At 64.4% G+C, this 12,046-nt stretch carries 14 protein-coding genes and 1 pseudogene; 7 read left to right on the top strand and 8 right to left on the bottom strand.

Translation table 11 applies throughout. From position 1 onward, the window contains the following. Positions 1–69: 69 nt before the first annotated feature. On the bottom strand, positions 70–2,337 hold the full coding sequence (purL, locus tag KF733_08250; protein ID QYK54993.1) for a phosphoribosylformylglycinamidine synthase subunit PurL: 2,268 nt from the start codon (positions 2,335–2,337) through the stop codon (positions 70–72). Between the two features lie 17 nt (positions 2,338–2,354). On the opposite strand from purL, the gene KF733_08245 reads away from it, so the two are divergent. The 5 genes and pseudogenes from KF733_08245 to KF733_08225 all read left to right on the top strand — a co-directional run bounded on the left by KF733_08245 (position 2,355) and on the right by KF733_08225 (position 4,098). Next, positions 2,355–2,732, top strand: a complete 378-nt coding sequence (locus KF733_08245) for a hypothetical protein (GenBank protein QYK54992.1) — start codon at positions 2,355–2,357, stop codon at positions 2,730–2,732. Between the two features lie 25 nt (positions 2,733–2,757). Next, on the top strand, positions 2,758–3,309 hold the full coding sequence (locus KF733_08240; protein ID QYK54991.1) for a LemA family protein: 552 nt from the start codon (positions 2,758–2,760) through the stop codon (positions 3,307–3,309). Between the two features lie 56 nt (positions 3,310–3,365). Continuing rightward, the gene (locus KF733_08235; protein QYK54990.1) at positions 3,366–3,566 is read left to right on the top strand and encodes a hypothetical protein; all 201 of its coding nucleotides are present in this window, start codon (positions 3,366–3,368) and stop codon (positions 3,564–3,566) included. Between the two features lie 71 nt (positions 3,567–3,637). Next, positions 3,638–3,865, top strand: a pseudogene (locus KF733_08230) (DUF2243 domain-containing protein). A gap of 2 nt (positions 3,866–3,867) precedes the next feature. Next, positions 3,868–4,098, top strand: a complete 231-nt coding sequence (locus tag KF733_08225; GenBank protein ID QYK54989.1) for a DUF2243 domain-containing protein — start codon at positions 3,868–3,870, stop codon at positions 4,096–4,098. A gap of 135 nt (positions 4,099–4,233) precedes the next feature. On the opposite strand, the gene KF733_08220 is transcribed toward KF733_08225, so the two are convergent. Beyond that, positions 4,234–5,079, bottom strand: coding sequence for a hypothetical protein (locus KF733_08220; GenBank protein QYK54988.1), 846 nt, complete (start codon positions 5,077–5,079; stop codon positions 4,234–4,236). A gap of 173 nt (positions 5,080–5,252) precedes the next feature. Between KF733_08220 and KF733_08215 the strand changes: the two genes are divergently transcribed. Together KF733_08215 and KF733_08210 are read left to right on the top strand one after the other, a co-directional pair. Then, positions 5,253–5,927 carry a PEP-CTERM sorting domain-containing protein gene (locus tag KF733_08215; GenBank protein ID QYK54987.1) on the top strand — a complete coding sequence of 225 codons (675 nt, stop codon included), beginning with the start codon at positions 5,253–5,255 and terminating at the stop codon, positions 5,925–5,927. Positions 5,928–6,032: 105 nt separating this feature from the next. Further along, a complete protein-coding gene (locus KF733_08210) occupies positions 6,033–6,506 on the top strand; it encodes a cyclic nucleotide-binding domain-containing protein (GenBank protein ID QYK54986.1) in 474 nt (157 codons plus the stop codon). A gap of 7 nt (positions 6,507–6,513) precedes the next feature. On the opposite strand, the gene KF733_08205 is transcribed toward KF733_08210, so the two are convergent. The 6 genes from KF733_08205 to fsa form a co-directional block, all read right to left on the bottom strand. Next, positions 6,514–7,143, bottom strand: a complete 630-nt coding sequence (locus KF733_08205) for a VCBS repeat-containing protein (GenBank protein QYK54985.1) — start codon at positions 7,141–7,143, stop codon at positions 6,514–6,516. Positions 7,144–7,167: 24 nt separating this feature from the next. Further along, positions 7,168–7,455, bottom strand: coding sequence for a VCBS repeat-containing protein (locus tag KF733_08200; protein QYK54984.1), 288 nt, complete (start codon positions 7,453–7,455; stop codon positions 7,168–7,170). Positions 7,456–7,513: 58 nt separating this feature from the next. Continuing rightward, on the bottom strand, positions 7,514–8,212 hold the full coding sequence (locus KF733_08195; GenBank protein ID QYK54983.1) for a hypothetical protein: 699 nt from the start codon (positions 8,210–8,212) through the stop codon (positions 7,514–7,516). A 158-nt stretch (positions 8,213–8,370) separates the two neighbouring features. Then, positions 8,371–10,500, bottom strand: a complete 2,130-nt coding sequence (gene fusA / locus KF733_08190) for an elongation factor G (GenBank protein ID QYK54982.1) — start codon at positions 10,498–10,500, stop codon at positions 8,371–8,373. Positions 10,501–10,700: 200 nt separating this feature from the next. Further along, positions 10,701–11,315 carry a hypothetical protein gene (locus KF733_08185; protein ID QYK54981.1) on the bottom strand — a complete coding sequence of 205 codons (615 nt, stop codon included), beginning with the start codon at positions 11,313–11,315 and terminating at the stop codon, positions 10,701–10,703. Continuing rightward, positions 11,312–11,989: a fructose-6-phosphate aldolase gene (gene fsa, locus KF733_08180; GenBank protein QYK54980.1), complete on the bottom strand. Its 678-nt coding sequence runs from the start codon at positions 11,987–11,989 to the stop codon at positions 11,312–11,314. Before fsa ends, KF733_08185 begins: the two co-directional genes overlap by 4 nt. Between the last annotated feature and the right edge of the window lie 57 nt (positions 11,990–12,046).

The raw sequence follows: 12,046 nt of genomic DNA, 5'->3' as shown, positions 1-12,046 counted from the left end.
TCGTATGTTTATTGGCAGGTTCCTACGAACATCACAGCGGCCTGGTGTAAGGAACCTACCAATGTTAGACTATCCTTGATCGTCCATGATCCGTGACAGGCTGTCCTCATAAAGGCCACGGGCTTCACCATAGGAAAGTTCCACTCGTAAGCCGTTCTCAAGGTTAAACGCCAACCCGGCTTCTGGCTCGACCGCGTTTCCAATCCAGGCGAGGTTGAGTCCTTGCGGCACCGCCGCTTCGATCTTTTCCACGTTTTCGGGGCCGGCGGATAGGACGATCAGGCCCGGGACTTCGCCGAAAAACGTGGACTCCAACCTTCGACTTTCTAGGAAAGCGCTCGGTATCTGCAAGTCTAGCCCGGAACCGCCCGCCAGGGCTGATTCCACTAAGGCCACCAGCAGCCCGCCGTCGGAGACGTCGTGCAGCGAACTGACCGCCTTCTCCTCAGCTAGCCGGGCGCAGACGTCGCAGAGCTGCCTCTCCATCGCGATGTCTGGGGGGACCGGCACCCCCATCGCCAATCCGTGGCACACGCTGAGGAAGAGGCTCGCCCCCAGCCCTTGGCCGGGCCCGAGCGGCACCGGGTACCAGAGCAACCCGACTCGGGACCCCGGACGGATGCCCATCCTGACCGAGTGGTCCACGTCCTCCAGGAGCCCGAGCATGCCGATCATCGGCGTGGGCGGGATCGCGCCGAGGTCGCTCTTGTTGTAGAGGCTGACGTTGCCGCTCACGACCGGTGTGGCGAAAGCCTCGCACGCCTCCGCGATCCCTCGCACCGATTCGTCAAGCTGCCAGAACACTTCGGGGTCTCCGGGGTCGCCGTAGTTCAAGCCGTCGGTAACACCGACCGGCCTCGCCCCGACACAGGCGACGTTGCGCGCCGCTTCACAGACCGCGAGGAGGCCGCCGACATAGGGGTCTAGGGCCACCCAGCGGCTATTGCCGTCGATTGTCACCGCGATCCCGCGCTTGGTGCCCCGCAAGGCGAGGACAGCCGCATCACCCCTGCCGGGACCGGTCTTCGTCTGCGTCTGGACCTCTTGGTCGTACTGCTGGAAAACCCAGCGCTTGCTCGCGACGGTCTGCGAGGAGAGCAGGCGCTTGAGTGAAACGGTCAGGTCGACGTCCGGCAGCGCGCCGGCGTCGAAGGCCTTCGCTTGCTCGAACCACTCTGGCGCGCTCCCCGAGAGGCTCCGCGCCGGGCACCCGTCCGTGAAGGCGGCCGCAGGCGCGGAAGCCTCCAGCCGGCCGTTCCGGTAGACCCGGACGGCGTCGCCCTCGGTGACGGTGCCGATCACGACCGCGTTCAGCCCCCACTTCTGGAAGACCTCGACCACATCGTGCTCCCGCCCCTTATAAGCGACGCAAAGCATGCGCTCCTGGCTCTCGCTCAGCATGAGTTCGTAGGCGGTCATGTCCGGCTCCCGCATCGGCACGAGGTCCAAGTCGATCTCCATGCCGACCTGGCCCTTGGACGACATCTCGGTGGTCGAGCAAGTGAGCCCAGCCGCGCCCATGTCCTGGATGGACTGCACCGCCCCCGTGGCCAGCGCCTCAAGCGTGGCTTCGATCAAGAGCTTCTCCGCAAAGGGGTCCCCGATCTGGACGTTCGGCCGTTTCGCCTCGCTGTCCTCGCCGAGGTTCTCGCTGGCAAAGCTCGCCCCGTGGATACCGTCGCGCCCGGTCGCCGAGCCCAGGTAGAGCACGGGGTTCCCGACCCCGCCCGCCGCCGCCGTCGTCACCGCGTCCAGCCGCACCACGCCCACGCTCATCGCGTTCACAAGCGGGTTGCCGGAATATCCGGGGTGGAAGTCCACCTCGCCCCCGACCGTGGGCACGCCCACACAGTTGCCATAGCCCCCGATTCCGGCCACGACGCGCTCGAAGAGGTAGCGGTTGCGGGCGACGGTCGGGTCATCCGTCATGCCCTCACGGATCGGCCCGAAGCGGAGCGAGTTCAGCGAGGCGATGGGCCGCGCACCCATCGTCAGGATGTCGCGGATGATGCCGCCGACCCCGGTCGCCGCCCCCTGGTAAGGTTCCACCGCCGAGGGGTGGTTGTGCGACTCGACCTTCATGACAATGCCGAGCCCGTCGCCGACGTCGATGACGCCCGCGTTCTCCAGTCCGTCGCCCTCGATCGCCTCGCGGTAGCGCTTGAACCGGCTCAGGACGGAGCGGGAGCTTTTATAGGAGCAGTGCTCGCTCCACTGCACGCTGAACATGCCCAGTTCCGTCTGCGTCGGCTCGCGGCCCAAGAGCCGAAGGATCGTCTCGTACTCTTCCGTCGTCAAACCCATAGATCGGTAGGTATCTGGTGAGATCGTGGGCACTGCAGGTAAGTATAGCGTTGGTCGCGCTGGGCCAATACGGCTGCGCCGACCGTCAGAACTGGTCCGGAGAATGGGTCGGCCGCTATGAGTTGCCCAAGGGCCACGAGAACGACCCCGTTGAGGCGAGCCTGGCCAAAGTGACCCTGACGATCAAGCCGGACGGCTCCTTCACGTTGATCGAGGCGGGATTTGACAAGACCGGGCGCGTGCTCTCTTCCGGGAAGTCCGCGACCTTGGTCGTCGAGCGCGTCATGGGCCGGGTTCCCGAGCGCATGGGCTCGGAGGCGGCGGGCATGGGGGGCGAACGCAAACTCGAAATGAACGAGGACGGAACTCTAAAGTTCTGGCGGAAAGGGGTGGAACCCGTAGAATTGCGCAGAGAGGCGCAACGTTGAGGCCTCCTCGCCCGTACCGTAAGTCGTGTACGTTTGGGTCGTCCTCGGGGTTCTAGCGATCGTTCTCGTCTATTCGATAGCGACCTATAACGGGCTCGTCTCGCTCCGGCGGCAGACGATGAACGCCTGGGGCCAGATCGACGTGCAGCTCAAGCGGCGCTACGACCTCATCCCGAACTTGGTGGAGACCGTCAAGGGCTACATGCAGCACGAGAAGGACACGCTCGAGCGCGTCATCCAAGCCCGCAACCAGGCCCTCGCCGCGAACACCGTCCACGAGAAGGCCGAGGCCGAGGCGAAGGTGGCGGCCGCCCTGCAAGGCTTCTTCGGGCTTGTCGAAGGGTATCCGCAACTCAAGTCGGACAGCGTCATGATGCAGCTCCAAGAGGAGCTGCGCGGCACCGAGAACAAGATCTCCTTCTCTCGCCAATATTACAACGACGTGGTCACGGCCTACAACACGAAGATCGAGAGCTTCCCTTCGAGCATTTTCGCGTCCACGGCTGGGTTCAAGCCGCGCGAGCTTTTCGAGATCGAAGACTCGGCCCACCGCGAGCCGGTCAGCGTAAAGTTCTAGCTTCCCGCCCGTTCTGTCGTTTATCGGTTAAAGCTTGGAGCTTGCCGCGAACGACCATGAGACTTCTCTGCCTTGCGGGCGCCGCCGTCCTCTGCTGCCCGGTTGCCAAGTCGTGTTCCGAGTGCCGATTGCAGGCGATGGCGGAGGTGTTCACCCCCGCCCTCGGGCAAACGTTAACCATCCTGCTCCTCCCCCTCGCCCTGATGGGGATGGCCGCCGTTGCGCTCGGGCGCTTTGAAAGGCCGATCGCCAAGTGAACGGAGGCACTGGCTCCCGGGCCTACCACTTCGGCCCCCTTGTCACGGCCGGCACCCTGCTCGGCATCGGCATGGGCGGCTTCGTGGACGGCATCGTCTTCCACCAGGTCTTCCAAGTCCACAACATGCTCTCGGCCGTGGTCCCGGTCACGGACCTCGCCAGCGCCAAGACGAACATGGTTTGGGACGGCTTGTTCCACGGGGGCGTCTGGCTCGTGACCATGATCGGGCTCGTGGCCCTTTACCGAGCGGGTCTCCGGCGCGACGTCCCGTGGTCTGGCCGCGTCGTCGCCGGCGGTGGGTGTCCGGCTGGGGCCTCTTCAACCTGGTGGAAGGCATCGTCGACCACCACATCCTTCGCTTGCACCACGTCCTGGAATATGCGGACCGCGACGCGCAGACCTTCGCGGACCTCGCGTTCCTTACCGCTGGCGGGGTTCTCCTGCTCGTCGGGTGGAGCCTCCAAAGGAGCGGGAAGACGGGTTGGCTCGCCGTGGCCGACGCACCTGCCGGGGCGGGCACCCCTCTTTAGGTCGCAGTCACGAAATCCTTCACGGCTACTTGCGAGGCTATCACCACCTTTTCCCCACCGCCGTGTTTCGTTCCCGATGGATGGACGAACGAAGACCTGCAAATGCGATCACAGGGCCAAATCGCGGCGGCTTCTTCAGCGCTGGAGGCTGGGCACCCATGCCGCCGTGCGGCCGCCGATCGTCTCGCGGCGGATCGGCCGTCCCTCGATCTCGTCCTTGCCCCTGCGCCCTCCCCAGCGGTGGTGGAAGAGCCAGCCCTCTGGGTAGCGGTCGGCATCGGCCTCCACCTCCACGGCGAGGTCGAGCACGGTCTTGAGCGCCCGCACCAAGGCGCCCCTCTCCTTGGCGTTGAGGGTGCCCGCCGGGCGGGCCGGCGCGATGCGGGCCTGGTAGAGCACCTCGTCCGCGACCCAGTTGCCGACCCCCGCGAAGAGGCGCTGATCCAGCAGCAGCGACTTGATGGGCGCGGTGCGTCCGGCGAGGGCCTTCGCGAGGCGCGGCGGGTTGTAGGGTTCGAGCCAAGCGTCTGGGCCGAGCGCTCTGAGCATCGGGTCTTCTGCCGCGCTGGAGGCGAGCCAGACCCGACCCAGCCGCCTCGCGTCGGTGAACGCGACCGTCCGCTGCTCGTCCGTGGCGAGCCGAAGTTTGAGGAACCGCGGCTGGCCCTCGGGGTCGTCGAGGGGCGCGTTCCCGTGGCTGACGAGGCGCTTTTCGGGCCCCGTCCCGCTCACCTCGCGGATCCATCCGCTCATGCCGAGGTGCCCCATGACGGCGGGCCCGTCTTCCAACTCCAGCCAGAAAACCTTCCCTTTCCGCCCGACCGCCTTAACGCGCGCACCGAGGAGCGCGGCCACCACGGGTTCGGAGGACCCTTTGAAGACGATCGGGTCGTCTGCGGCGTTTGCTTGGACGATCCGCCGCCCAGCGACAACGCGCTCCAGCAGCCTCCGCACCGCCTCGACTTCGGGCAACTCGGGCATTCGCGGGATTCTACGCGGGCGAGGGCCGCTCGGCGCTGAATAAAAAGTGTCTGCTGAGACATTTACCTGCTTATACTTTTCTTATGGTAATTGGAATGTTCGTTCTACTATAATCGGTGGTAGCACCTTTCTAGGTGGCTCTAGTCTCAGAGGATTACATGAAGAAATTTGCGATGCTCGCTGCTATCACTGGCGCCGTACTGGCCAACGCCCAATGGAGCGACAACTTCGACAGCTACCAAAACGGCCAGCAACTCCACAACGTGAACGGTTGGGAAGGCTGGGAGGGCAATGCGGGCGCGGGCGCTCTCGTCACCAACGCCCAGTCCGCCAGCAACCCGAACTCGGTCGACATCCGCGGCGCGAGCGACCTCGTCCAGAAGTTCACGGGCGCGAACAGCGGCCTTTGGGAGTTCACGGGCAAGGTCTACGTCCCGACCGCGATGCGCGGCGACTCCTACTTCATCATGATGAACACGTACCCGGGCACGATCAACGCCCACTGGAGCGTGCAGATGAAGTTCCAGGGTGCGCTGGGCACGGTGACGGACGACAACGGCACCGCCACCCCGGTCGCTTTCTTGCGCGACACCTGGATGGACTTCAAGGTCGCCATCGACCTTACCAACGACTTCCGCACCGTCTCGCTGATGAACCAGACCGTTTCGACGGGCACCTGGACTCAGAACGGTGGCGCCCTGAATGTCGGCGCGATCGACCTCTTCGCGAACGGTCAGACCTCGGTCTACTACGACGACCTTGCGCTGAAGGTCGTTCCGGAGCCCGCCACGATGACCGCGCTCGGTCTTGGCGTCGTGGCGCTCATCCGCCGCCGCCGCTCTCGCTGAGGCACCAGCCATCCTTCGCTGCACGGCCCTGGGGGAAGATTCCTCCGGGGCCGCGCTCGTATCGGTACTTCCGGAATAGCCTGGCCGGTAAGATGCAAGGCGACCATGGAATCAGGCCGCCACGATGTCTTCCGCCAGAACTACCTCGTCTATGGGCTTCCGGACGACAAGATCGACGAGCTCATCGAGCTGGCCTCTTTCGAGACGAAGCTGGCCAACGAAGACATCTGCAGGCGCGGGGAGAAGGGTTGCGACCTCTTCGTCGTCTTGGACGGCACGGTCACCATCACCAGCCTGAACGGCGAAAAGCTGGCCGAGATCGGGCCGGGGTCGGTGATCGGCGAGGTCGCCCTGGTGGACGACCAGCCGCGGAGCGCGAACGCCGTCTGCAAGAGCGCCGTGCATTATGCGCGGTTGCCCGCCAGGGAGCTGCGGAACTACATGGTGACCCACAAGGACGTTGGCTTCCACATGCTTGCCAACCTCTCCAGGGTGCTGAGCGCCCGGTTGCGGCAGACCGACGCGGTGGTGGACGAGCTGGCCGGGAAGCAGCGCGACCCCTGGGACTTCGCCAGCTGACGCTGCGCTACCCCCGCTTGCCGACCAAGACGTAGACGTAGCCGTCGTAGTTCTCGTAGGAGTCGCCCTTCATGACGGGCTCCTTCTCGACGCAGGTCCCTACGAGCAGGTCCATGACGCCGTCGCCGTTCCAATCCGCCACGTGGATCTTGACTCGGTGGTCGATCTTGAGCGGGGCCCCTCCCACCCGGACCGGCTGTCGCGGCCCCAGCGAGCCGTCGGCAAGGCGCGGGAAGAAGAAAACGAGGCCGTCGTTGTCCCCCGTCAAGAGGTCGGCCAGGCCGTCTCCGTCCCAGTCGACCACGACCGGTTGGCTCTTCATGCCGACCAGGATCGGCTTGCCTTCCGACATGAGCCAGGTGCGCTTGCCATACTTCGGCTCCGGTCGTGAACCGACGTTCTCGTTGTAATAGATGTCGCCGCCATAGCCCCCGATGACCATATCAAGGTCTCCGTCGCCGTCCCAGTCCGTGAAGAAAACGGTGCTGGCCGCCCAGTCCTGCTTTTCATCGGGGGTCTCCGGGACGGTCTTCCAATCGGCGAACTTTGCTTTGCCGAGGCCCTTGAACCAGACTATGTTGCCGGGGGCAAACTCGCCAGTGGCGAGGTCAAGCTTTCCGTCCCCGTCTACGTCCACAACCTGTGGAGTAAAGCCGACGCATCACCCATAGTTGATCTCTGCGCCCGTGCCCTCCGGCTTGAACGCCTTGCCCTTCGCGTACTGCGGCTCTTTGTTCGTGCCGATGTTGCGATAGACCATGAGGCGACCGTGGGCGTACTGCCCGACCAGGAGGTCGAGCTTCCCATCGCCGTCCCAATCGTGGAGCCAAGGGGCGGCGTGGCCGTTCCCGGCGACGATGTCCTTGCCCGCGGCCTGGAGCCGAACCGGCTCCGATAGGGTCGGCGGGCCCGCCAGCAGGCCGGCTATTGCGAGCGTGAAGGCGAACATCTCCGACTAATTCTAGCATGCCGCCCCTTCCGTCAAGCGGAAAGGGCGGCACGAATCTCTAGGAGTTCTTGCGTAAAGTCACGCTCAGCTTGATGCCGTCGTCATTGAGACTGAGACGGATGCGTCCATCTCCGATCTTCTCGTACTTGCCGGTGTACTCGCGCTTGCTGGCTCCGGAATCGATCTTGATGCGCACGGCGTTCCTATCTGAGTTGAACCGGCCGCTTACCTTCCATTTGCGGCCGTCGTCGCCGTACATGGTGCCGGTGAACTCGTCGTTATGGTCGACGCGGATCTTGGCGCGTCCGCCCGTGCCGGAATAGTTGAAGCTGCCTTCCCAAATGCCGGTCGGGTCGTTGGGGTTGTAACCCTGGTGGTAGCTATGAATCTTGAGGCTCGTGTCGCGGTCGTTCTTTCCGTTGACCTTCCGCGTCCCGTTGAATTCGAACTCATGGTTGGCGCGGCTGAAGCGGCCGTTGAACTCCATGGTGGCGCCCGTGCTCCAGTAAACCGTGAACCTGGCGTTTCGCCCGGTCAATGTGCCGTCGATACGGCCTGTGCGCCTCTCGCCGGTCATGTCGTACCAGCCTTCGTCGGTCATGCTGCCGGTCACGCGGTCGTTCGACACGGTCATCCTGATCGTGCCACGGGCCCCGCGGGAGATTTCCCAGGATCCGGAATAGGATTCAACGGCCGTGGCGAAGGCCGCTAGAGTGCACAGGAGCATGAACGCTCCCAACGAGAGAAGCTTTCTCATCACACTGACAACATACCTTTAGGCTGATCAAAATACAAGCCGTCCTTACCTAAGGCTGACTTGTTGCCGCGTTCGGGCCGTGCGAGCCAGGGCCAACCACGCGGAAAGGGCAAAGGCAAGCAAAAAGGGCCAGGAACGGTGTTCCTGGCCCTTGGCCCTTAGTTGCCCATCTGGGCTTTCGCCATGATCTCTTCGGCGATGTTGCGCGGAACCTCCTCGTAGTGCGAGGGGGTGACGTTGGGGCTGGCGCGGCCCTGGGTCAGAGACCGGAGGGTGGTCACGTAGCCGAACATCTCGCTCAGCGGCACGTGGGCCGTGATGATCGAGACGCCGCCCGCGGCGCTGTCCATCTTCTCGATCCGCCCGCGCCGACCGTTCAGGTCGCCGACCACGTCGCCGGTGTTCTGCTCCGGGGTCGTGACCTCGACATGCATGATCGGCTCCTTCAGGATCGGCTTGGCCTTCTTCATGGCTTCGCGGAACCCGATCATGCCGGCCTGTTTAAAGGCGTTCTCGTTCGAGTCCACCTCGTGGTAGCTGCCGTGCACGACCATGACCTTCACATCGACCACGGGATAGCCGGCAACGACGCCCGCGAGCATCGCCTCCTTTACGCCCTTTTCGATCGCCGGGATGTACTCCTTCGGCACGACGCCGCCCACGACTTTGTTCTCGAAGACGAAGCCCTGTCCCACCTCGAGCGGCTCGACTTCCAGCACACAGTGGCCGTACTGGCCGGAACCGCCCGTCTGGCGGACGAACTTGCCGTCGGCCTTGGCCGGCGCGCTGATCGTCTCGCGATAGGCGACCTGCGGCTTGCCCTGGTTCGCCTGCACGCCGAACTCGCGGTTCAGCCGGTCGACGATGATCTCCAGGTGGAGCTCGCCCATGCCGCTGATGATCGTCTGGCCAGACTCGGGGTCGGTGAAGACGCGGAAGGTCGGATCCTCCTCGGCCAAGCGCTGAAGGCTGGTGCCCAGTTTCTCCTGGTCGGCGCGGCTCTTAGGCTCGATCGCGATCTGGATGACCGGCTCAGGGAACTTGATCGATTCGAGCGCGACCGGATGGTCGCCCGCGCAGATCGAGTACCCCGTTCGGACGTCGCTAAGGCCGATGACGCCGACGATCTCGCCTGCGCTCACGTCGTCGACGTCCTCGCGCTTGTTCGCGTGCATCTCCATGATGCGCCCGATGCGCTCCGTGCGAACCCTCAGGTCGTTCGTCTGCGGGTCTCGATAGCAGACGCTCACCTGCGTGCCCTTCTTGAGCACGCCGGAATAGACGCGGATATAGGTCAGGCGGCCGACGAACTTGTCGGACATGATCTTAAACGCGAGCGCCGTGAAGGGCTCGTCGTCGGTCGCGTGCCGCACGACTTCCTTCTCGGAGTGCGGGTCGAGCGCGGTCACGTCCACAACGTCCAGCGGGGACGGCAGGTAGTCGATGACCGCGTCGCAGAGCATCTGGACGCCCTTGTTCTTAAAGCTGGAGCCGCAGAGGACGGGGACGACCGAGCCTGCGATGGTGCCCGCGCGGAGCGCCTTCTTCAGGTCGTCGAGGGGGATGTCCTCGCCGTTCAAGAACCGCTCCATGATCGTGTCGTCGAAGTCGGAGATCGACTCGATCAGTTTTTCGCGGTATTCGTCGGCGGTCGCCTGCAGGTTCTCGGGAATGTCCCGGATGTCGAAAGTCTTGCCGTCGTCGCTGGTGTAGACCGTGGCCTTCATCGTGAGCAGGTCGATATAGCCTTGGAAGTCGCTCTCAGCGCCGATCGGGATGACGATCGGGGCCGCGTTCGCGCCCAGGCGCTCCCGCATGCGGGTCACGACCGAGAAGAAGTCCGCGCCAAGGCGGTCCATCTTGTTGATGTAGGCGATCCGCGGAACTTTGTACTTGTTCGCCTGGCGCCAGACCGTTTCGGACTGCGGCTGGACGCCGCCGACCGCGCAATAGACGGCGACAAGGCCGTCGAGCACGCGCAACGAGCGCTCGACCTCGACCGTGAAGTCGACGTGGCCCGGCGTGTCGATGATGTTGATCTTGTGCTCGGGCTTGTCTTCATTGCTGCCGCGCCAGAAGCACGAGGTGGCGGCTGACGTGATCGTGATGCCTCGCTCCTGCTCTTGCTCCATCCAGTCCATGGTGGCCGCGCCCTCGTGCACTTCACCGATCTTGTGCGTCTTACCGGTGTAATAGAGGATGCGCTCGGTCGTCGTTGTCTTGCCCGCGTCGATGTGGGCGGCGATACCGATATTGCGGATGAGTTCCAGTGGGTGGGAACGGGGCATATGAGTCTCGTCCTGGGGGATTTGGGGGCGACGGCGGCCCCCTGAGGCAACCGTTACCCGACGATTGTGCACCGGTCGATGCCCGTTCGCTCAGGACTGGCCCACATCGGAGGGCACTTCTGGGCTTGCAACCGTGCCAAAACGCCTAAAGTAGGGGTGGATCCCCGGCGACGGCTCGCCAGGGATGGACTTGCCCGACGTTACTGTTTCTTAAAGGTCATGACCTCGTCGTCGCCAGGCGATGTCATGGTAAGTGTGCCTTTGGCCGCGTCGAAAGTGACCACGGTCTCCGGAGGGAGGCCGCTGCCCGCTTCGGGCGGATCGTCCGGCACGAGCGTGACGGACTTGCCGTTGACCCGAATGGCGCCGATCGCCGCCTGTCCCGGCAAGTTGGCCTTGTACCGCGCGTCCTTCGTGAAGGTGAGGGTCATGTTCTTGGCCGCCTGGGCCGCCTGCTCGATCATCGGCAGGGCCGCAGCCGCGTCCTTTTCGCCCGCGGCCGCCGCGGCTTTCACCTTGGCAAGCTCGTCGTCGATCTGCTTCATCTGCGCCGCCGTGAGCATCAGTTTGTAGGTGCCGAAGAGCTTAGGGTCGGCTTTGGAGACGTCGCCCTTGGGCTTCTCTGCCTTCTTCTCGACGGGCGTGACCGGTTCCCCAGCGGGCTTCTCCGCCTGGACTTCGGAGACGGTGCCTGTCGTGGTGGCGGGTGCCGGGCTACCGGGGGTGGCCGGGTCTTCGCTCGCGGGCGGCTGCTGGCATCCGGCCAGCAGCAATATCGCCGCCGCCAGGAGCGTCAGCCAAAGCGTGCGCGTCAATTCGACACCGCCGCGCGGTCGAAGATGCTGAGTCCCGCTTCGCGCCAATCGTCCAGGAACCGGGTGAGGCCGTTGTCGGTCAGGGGGTGCTTAAAGAGCTGGGCCATAACGTTAAAGGGCATTGTGGCGATGTGGGCGCGGCACGCCAGGGCCTGCGCCACATGCATGGGGTGCCGGACGCTCGCGACCAGCACCTCGCTCTCAAAGCCGTAGTCCTCGACCATTTCGACAGTCGCCTCGACCGCCTCCATGCCGTCGCCAGAAACGTCGTCCACGCGCCCTACGAAGTTGCTGATGAAGGTCGCGCCCGCTTTCGCGGCAAGGAGGGCCTGGCTCACGCTGAAGACCAGGGTCACGTTCGTCCTAATCCCGCGCTCGGAGAGTTCCGAGACGAGGCGGACCCCGCTCTCGATCATCGGCACCTTGACGACGATCTGCGGGTGCCAGGAGGCGATTTCCTCGGCTTCCTTGAGCATGGTCTCATAGTCGGTGGCGACGACTTCGGCGCTGATCGCGCCGCCGGGGCAGGCGTCGCAGATCTCGAGCACGGTCTCGCGAAAGCCCCGGCCGGCCTTGGCGATGAGGGTCGGGTTTGTGGTGACGCCGTCGAGGACGCCCCACTCAGCGGCCCGGCGAACCTCGTCGACCATGCCGGTGTCGAGGAAAAGTCTCATTGCCGAGCATTGTGGCACTTGGAAGCCATGCGATCTGGCGAAATGCACGCAGCCCGC

This window comes from Fimbriimonadaceae bacterium (assembly GCA_019454125.1).
Lineage (GTDB): Bacteria > Armatimonadota > Fimbriimonadia > Fimbriimonadales > Fimbriimonadaceae > JALHNM01.
Note: the sequence above shows the minus strand (reverse complement) of the source record. Positions and strands in the feature narration are given on the sequence as shown.